The sequence below is a fragment of the Zongyangia sp. genome (genome assembly GCF_965361945.1).
Genome location: NZ_CBDTOK010000053.1, coordinates 1 through 6,964, shown reverse-complemented (window position 1 = coordinate 6,964; position 6,964 = coordinate 1). Strand labels below are relative to the sequence as shown.

The following is a 6,964-nucleotide window of genomic DNA, read 5'->3' as shown; positions in this document are numbered from 1 at the left end:
CCATGGGGGAACAGATCAAAAAGCAGGATATTGTCCGCGCCTTTGACGACGCCTTGTGGTGCGAAGAATTCCTGCTCGATTCCAAACGCTGCCATCAGGGTGTCGCCTCCTTTGTGGATCGTGTCCTCGTCCATGGAAGCATGGTCACCGCCATGCGCAAGCCGGAAATTCCGCCCTTTGACGCCGCCAACAAGGCCCGGCTTTCCTGGCATCATCTCAACCGGCCGGAGCAGATCAGCCATGAAACCTTTCAGGAGATCTTTGACAAGGCGGTGCCTGAGGCCGCCTCCCTGCTCGGTGAGGCCACCGCTCACCTCCGGGCGGGATCTCTGTTTGAGGACGTTCCTATGGATAGCTTTGATCATGGGCGGCCATCTGAAAGATAAAAAGCAAAAGATGGGCCGGAAGATTCCTTCCGGTCCATCTTATTTTTTCCTGGAGCAAACAGGGCATCGCCTTCCTGTGCTGGTGAAATGGGCAGGCGCCACCATGTATTCATGGCCACAGAGGTTGTGCCGGATTTTGACCGGCGTAAATGCATTTGTATATTCGGTCAGCACACTGTATTCTCCTCCCACCAGGTCCTCCACCTGTTTCAAAAACTCCTCCTGGGTTTTCTTTTTGCAGGGGCTGGTACAGATATGATCCCGGCCGCTGATGATGTGATTGGCCGTGGTCATCCATATCTCCCCACAATGGCTGCATAAAAAGGCGTTGGTCTTCCCTAGCCCCCGGCATTCTTCTCCTACAAAGGTGTATCCTCTGGCTTCTATGAGGGGCAGCAGGGCCTTAAACTTCTCCAGTCCTTTGCGGATTCTGGTCTGGGAGGTGTGGAGGGACCGCTCTTTCTTACCGCAGGTAGGGCATCCCGTCTTGAAAAGGTCCGGAGGCAGTTTATAATAGGTGGTTCCACACGTCCGGTGATGAATGGCGATGGGCGTCCGAATGTCCTTATAAGGCCCCAAAATCTCATAGGATTCCCCATATTTTTCCCGAGCTCTTTGCCTGATTTCTTCCAGCTTTTTGCAGTAGGGACAGGCCATATCCTTGAGGATGGTAGTCGGCGTGCGCAAAAATTCCTGTCCGCACTTTCCACAGAGAAAACGCAGCCTTGTACGGGTGCTGACATAATCGTCCAGGACAGCGAAGTCCAGCCCTTTGCCGCGAATGGCCTCGACCAATTCGTTGTGCTTGAGAAGCTGGCCCGCCTTCTTCTTTTCAATCCTCCGCTCTTCTATTTTTCTTTTCTGTTCCTCTCTCCGCCTGTTTTTGGGTATATCCCTGCTGACACAGCGCGATGAGCTGCAGCGTAATGGAGCTGTTGGTCTCCCTTTGCACCCTTTTCCAGTCCACCGTTTCCAGCGGATAAAAGGAAAGCTTTTTCATTACCTCTGCTTTCATCCAATCCGGATCTGATTTTCTACAGTCCAAATCGATGTATCCAATCCCCAGCTGTTCTACCGCCATCCTTCGTTTCTCGTGGTCCCTTTGCTGGATCTTCTCCAGGGAGGCTCTTCCTACCCTTTCAAACACATGTGGCACAAAATGCTGGGCCCCATGGGTCTCGATAAAGATATTTCTTTCCTGATCGTAGAAGTCGTATTTATAGTGGGTTTTCCGACCGTTTTCCTGAAATTTTACGGTGTACTGGCGTACGAACGGGATCTGCATCTGGGTGAGCAGCGCATGAATATATCGTTCTGGATAGCTGATGCCGTCCCCGCAATAAGGGCATTGCACCCGCCGCCTTTGATACACGTTGTTGATATTCTTTCCCTTGACAATCTTGCCGCATTCCGGACAGTAAAAATCCGCTTTCAAATGGGTGTAGGGTGATTTTTCCCGGGGAATCGAACTGTCTACAAACCACTTGGCAAACTCCGGATCCCTTTCGGCGATGGTGGGATGGTTGCATTTTTTACAGGTGACCAGCCTGCCCGCCTTCAGGTAGCTTTCCCCCACCGGATACTGGTGGCCCTTTTCGCACCGCAGCATGTAGTATTTGCGGAGCACCCCGTTCTTCCCTTGGATACGCAGGCTGTCCACCACCGTCATTTTGCCATGTCTCGTTTCAAATGTATCCCCGATTTCATATCCCATCCTGACCACCCCTCACCTCTCCATGGTCGTATTATATCATACTTTACTGCTATCGGCCCTCAGCCGGGGCATATGATTTTCGGTTGCCAGTAGTCTCATCTTCGGCTTTGCAGACACCTGCCAAAGGGATACCGAGTGCTGCCAGCTTCCATATAACCGCATTCCATACAAAAGCCGTCTGCACAAGAAGGTGCAGACGGCTAGTAAGAAGAGAGGGATTAGGTATTGTCTAGTCATTTGCCTGATGGCTCTGGCAACCTGCGCAGCTATGAGAACATGCCCACAGCTTATCAGCAGTAGCTACCCAGTTTTCCGCATATGGCTTACATTTCTGATACAGATTTTCCACATCCTCCGGCGACTGCATGTCGGTGGAGTGGGCGCCGGAATCCTGCACCATGGACCGCAGACATTCCGGATTTTCCAGCATGGGGCAGGGCCGCAGCATATTGCCGTTAAAAGGCTGTCCATGGTGGTAAGCCATAAACAACGGGGACTTCAATGCCTCCAGCAGTGTCTTGTCATAGACGCTGGAATCAGAATAGTGGATAAAAGCACAGGGCTCAATATCGCCATTGGCATTGATGTGCAGATACCGGCGGCCGCCGGCAATGCATCCCTGTACAAATTCTCCGTCGTTTTGAAAGTCGATGGTAAAAATCGGCTTGGTATTCCGGTATTCCCGGATACGATGCACCATGGTTTCCCGCTGCTCCGGGCTGGGCAGCAATTCGGGTACCGCATCGTTGCCCACCGGCATATAGTGGAAAAACCAAGCGAATTTGGCGCCTTTGGCAACCAAATGATCGATGTATTCTTCAGAACTGAGGGACCCTACATTTTGGCTGGTATAGCAGCAGGATGCGCCAAAGGCCAGCTTTTTCTCCCGCAGGATATCCATCGCCTTCATAACGGCCTGATAGGTGCCTTTGCCCCGGCGGGAATCGGTGGCCTCCTCAAAGCCTTCCACGCTGATGGCCGGTATGAAATTCTTGACCCGCAGCATTTCGTCTGCAAATTTCTCATCGATCAGGGTGCCATTGGTGAAGGCTAGGAACATACAGTCTGGATGCGCCTCGCAAAGCCGGATGATATCATCCTTGCGGACCAGTGGCTCGCCGCCAGAGAATATGTACATAAAGGTGCCGATTTCAGTGCCCTGATGGATAATGCTGTCGAGTGTTTCATAGCTCATGTTGAGCTTATTCCCGTATTCTGCCGCCCAGCAGCCGGTGCAGTGAAGGTTGCAGGCGGAAGTGGGGTCCATCAGCACTGCCCAGGGAATATTGCAGCCATGTTCTTCCATCGCTTTTTCCTGCCGTACACTGCCGATGAGTGCGGTATGCACAATAAAGTTTTCAAAGAAGGTTCTCCGTACTCCAGGATCAATATCGCTCCACAGACTTTTGATTAAACGGTACCAGTTATTATCGGGATGCTCGATAATATCGTGGAAAACCTTGCGCTGACTGACAAAGAGGTTCTCTTTGTCAAATTTATCTGCCCAGTCTAACAGCTTTGGCAGGCTCTTGTCCGGATCTTCATCCATATAATGCAGCACCTTTTTAACAGCAAAGGCCTGGAGATTTTCTTTCATATTTTTCTCGCTCATGCCGATTCGTCCCTTTCTGAATTCCTTTTTGGGTTTCAATCCTGAGGTCCATTATAAAAGAGGAATGGACAGATGTCATGGGACAGATAAAGCTCGGTGGGAAAAAATGAGACAAACTGCAGAAGTGTTACCTTTTTGGACAATTTTATCCTTTTGTCCCTTTTTTTCACACTAGAAATCGAGTATCTTTATAATATATAATTTTCTGAGCAAACTGATTTGCAGGAAAGGTGTTGCCTCCCATGAAGAAAGACATGACTAGGGTATTGGTGGAATCGGCGATCCGCAGAACACTAAAAAATATACAGCAATCACCAAAACGTATGACGCGCAATCTCATCGACCTGGGGCTGCAATTCTCCCATGGAAGATTCCAAAAAAACTTACTAAAGCAGGCACAGAAGATGTTGCAGGATCAGCAAAGCGCTTATTATGATCTTGTCAAAGACCTTGCCGCAACGGTGGATCATGATATTATCACCACCTTTGGCGTCAATCTGGGCTATAACAGCTGTACAAAAGGCGCCGTGGTGATCCGGGATATTGAGGAAGAAAAAAAGTTCAACATTCCCTGGGCTCTGCATGTATTTATTAACCAAGAAAAGCTGGAAACACAGCCGGATTTCTATCCTTCTCTGTTGCAGCAGGCAATGGAATTGGGGATCTATACCTATCTTTTCTATGTTACCGGGGATGCTGAGCAGGTACTCCCCATCATCAAAAAAGAATCGGACTGCGCTTTTATTCTCTTCCTCCATGGACATCAGATCATCCCTTCTTTTATCAATAAAATAAAAGAGGTCAAAAATGTCATGATTTCCATCTATGCCGATGAGGATATGGCGTCTGCCTGTCAAAAGCTTCGGGACGCGAGACTGCTTTATGCAGTGAATCGGCGTTATACGGAGCAGGATAAGCAAAATATTCTCAGTGGGCAATGGCTGCGTTCTGTCGTTCCGTCTCATCCGGCGTTTGCCTTTCTGCGTGCGGATTTTGCCTGTTCGTCCCAGTTGGAGCAGGAAGTTTATCAATATGTGGCAGATGTTCGTGATCAACAGCGGTATCCGCTGATTTTCATGGATATCAAATACGATACACTGAGGATCGACAGAATTATTTCTGACGGAGAGTGTATGGTGGGATTCGATGAGGATGGGAACTTGCGCACCCATGAAGGTTTGCGGCAAGACAAGCAGTACAATATCTTCTTCCATCCGCTGGAAGAGATTCTGCAAATCACCTCAAAAAAGCAAGGGCCCCTGCTGTCTCAGCAAAGCATGGTTCATCTCGCAAGAAAATAAAAATAGGATAGCCCTCTGCTGTCAGCCGCCCCCGCCATATCCGAAAAGGAAATCAATGCCATGAAATCAAAACTCAGCCAGTATATATCAGAAAAATTTTTCTCTGTATGCCTTGTTCTGTTCCTGCTATTTACCACTGTTTATACTGCTTTCCGCACCGAAAATGCTGTATGGCAGCTGTGGGGCCTACATATTTACGGAGCAGTTGCGGTATTCTATCTCCTTCTGTTTTTCCTCTCATGGTTTTTCCATCGCAGCGGGCTTTTCCTCCGATCCGCCGGTTTTGGATACGTCTGGAGGGGAGCCTGTTCTGTTTTCTGTTTTACTTTGTCCTCATCCTTTTGATCTGCGATGCTGCCGCAGTGGCGGTCTTCTTTTTTCATAAGAATTCGGTGGTGTTCGCAATTTCCTGGTGTTTCGCCACTGGAATCAGCCTGGGCCTTGTGGCCTACGGAATGGTTCATGCCCGGCGTCTCAAAACAGTTCGTTATGACGTGCGCTTGGGAGAAGGCAAAAAAGATTACCGCATGATTTTGCTCAGCGATTTGCACATCGGGGCCTTTGTCGGCCTAGGATATATAAAAAAAGTAGTCGACAAAGTCAACAGCCTTTCCCCCGATATGGTGGTAATCACAGGAGACATCTTTAACAACGGTTATGCGGAAGAATGCGGATCTCCTGACGCGGTTGGGGCGGTACTCGGGACCCTTCAGACCAAGGACGGCGTTTATGCGGTATTGGGCAACCATGATCCGGCCTATTCCGATGAAAAGATGCGGTGTTTTTTTCAAAAAGCGAATATCCGGCTGCTATATAACGAACTCCTTCCCTTTCCCTTTTTTACCTTGGTGGGGCGAAACGACCTGCTCCATTACAAACAATATTCAGAGGTTCGTACTCCCCTCAGTGAATTATTGCGCAAAAAACCAGAGCAAAAGCCGCTCATTGTTTTGGACCACAATCCAGATGGCATTGATGAGGCCATAGAAAATGGAGCAAAACTCATTTTATGCGGCCACACGCATCGTGGGCAGATGTTTCCTCTGACCTTCTTGACCCGGCTAGCCTATGAAAAAAATCATTTTTACGGACATGCAGCCCTAGGGGAAGCCCAGACTGTCGTTTCAGCAGGAACAGGATATTTCCAGCTGCCGGTACGTTTAGGAACCAATAGCGAAATAGTAGAAATCGACTTAAAATTGTAAATGCAGGCTGCTGGACCCACGAAAAAATCCGAGCAGCAACATAGAAAAACACAAAAGGTTGGCCTTGCTCTCCGTTGGCCAACCTTTTATAATGAGGCGGCAACACCGGCAAAACCACCTATCCGCAAGGGCACCGTAGAAAGGCCGAAAACCATCGGCATGGCTTTCTTTTGTAGGTGTATTTTTATGAACTAAATGTAAACATTTTGAGGGAGCATGGCTTTTGGCTTGACTCATTTGGATTTTGAGATAAAATAGTTTGTTGTAAAAACAGTTCTATAAAAAACTGTACTATTAAAAACCATGAATGGGGAGGGACTTACCGCATGCACCGGACAAATACGCTTTTATCCAACATCCGGCGGATCATCAAGCTGTATGACAGCATGCTGAAACCTGTCTGCGATCGGCATGGTCTGGCGCCCATCGAAGTCACCATCATCAGCTTCCTTTTCAATCATCCCGGCCGAGATACCGCCGCAGATATTGTAGAGTTTCGGATGCTCTCAAAAAGCAATGTATCTCAGGCGGTGGAAAGCCTCATACAGAAATCTCTGTTGCAGCGCCGGCAGGATACGGAGGACCGGAGAAGGATCCATCTGTCTCTGACATCCAAATCCGCGCCCATTACCCATGAAATTGAAGCTGTGCGGAAGGAATTCCTAAAACAAATCTTCCGGGGCTTCACCGAAGAAGAAATAAAACAATTTGCAAAATTTAACGAGCGAATTGCTGAGAATACAAAA

General features: G+C 48.7%; 7 protein-coding genes. 4 read left to right on the top strand and 3 right to left on the bottom strand.

The genetic code is table 11. From position 1 onward, the window contains the following. Window positions 1-386 (top strand): hypothetical protein (locus tag ACZ25G_RS03435; RefSeq protein ID WP_463681552.1); only part of this gene is annotated, 386 nt, incomplete at its 5' end. Window positions 387-425: 39 nt separating this feature from the next. Here ACZ25G_RS03435 and ACZ25G_RS03430 read toward each other — a convergent pair. The 3 genes from ACZ25G_RS03430 to ACZ25G_RS03420 all read right to left on the bottom strand — a co-directional run bounded on the left by ACZ25G_RS03430 (window position 426) and on the right by ACZ25G_RS03420 (window position 3,712). Then, window positions 426-1,181 carry a hypothetical protein gene (locus tag ACZ25G_RS03430; protein WP_224771899.1) on the bottom strand — a complete coding sequence of 252 codons (756 nt, stop codon included), beginning with the start codon at window positions 1,179-1,181 and terminating at the stop codon, window positions 426-428. Window positions 1,182-1,218: 37 nt separating this feature from the next. Continuing rightward, window positions 1,219-2,100, bottom strand: a complete 882-nt coding sequence (locus ACZ25G_RS03425) for a TFIIB-type zinc ribbon-containing protein (protein ID WP_463681551.1) — start codon at window positions 2,098-2,100, stop codon at window positions 1,219-1,221. Between the two features lie 229 nt (window positions 2,101-2,329). Then, on the bottom strand, window positions 2,330-3,712 hold the full coding sequence (locus ACZ25G_RS03420; RefSeq protein ID WP_463681550.1) for a radical SAM protein: 1,383 nt from the start codon (window positions 3,710-3,712) through the stop codon (window positions 2,330-2,332). Between the two features lie 242 nt (window positions 3,713-3,954). Between ACZ25G_RS03420 and ACZ25G_RS03415 the strand changes: the two genes are divergently transcribed. The 3 genes from ACZ25G_RS03415 to ACZ25G_RS03405 all read left to right on the top strand — a co-directional run. Next, window positions 3,955-5,013, top strand: a complete 1,059-nt coding sequence (locus tag ACZ25G_RS03415) for a hypothetical protein (protein WP_463681549.1) — start codon at window positions 3,955-3,957, stop codon at window positions 5,011-5,013. 239 nt (window positions 5,014-5,252) lie between these two features. Next, complete coding sequence (locus tag ACZ25G_RS03410) at window positions 5,253-6,218, top strand: metallophosphoesterase (protein WP_342680250.1); 966 nt, start codon at window positions 5,253-5,255, stop codon at window positions 6,216-6,218. A gap of 326 nt (window positions 6,219-6,544) precedes the next feature. Continuing rightward, window positions 6,545-6,964 (top strand): MarR family winged helix-turn-helix transcriptional regulator (locus ACZ25G_RS03405; RefSeq protein WP_463681548.1); only part of this gene is annotated, 420 nt, incomplete at its 3' end.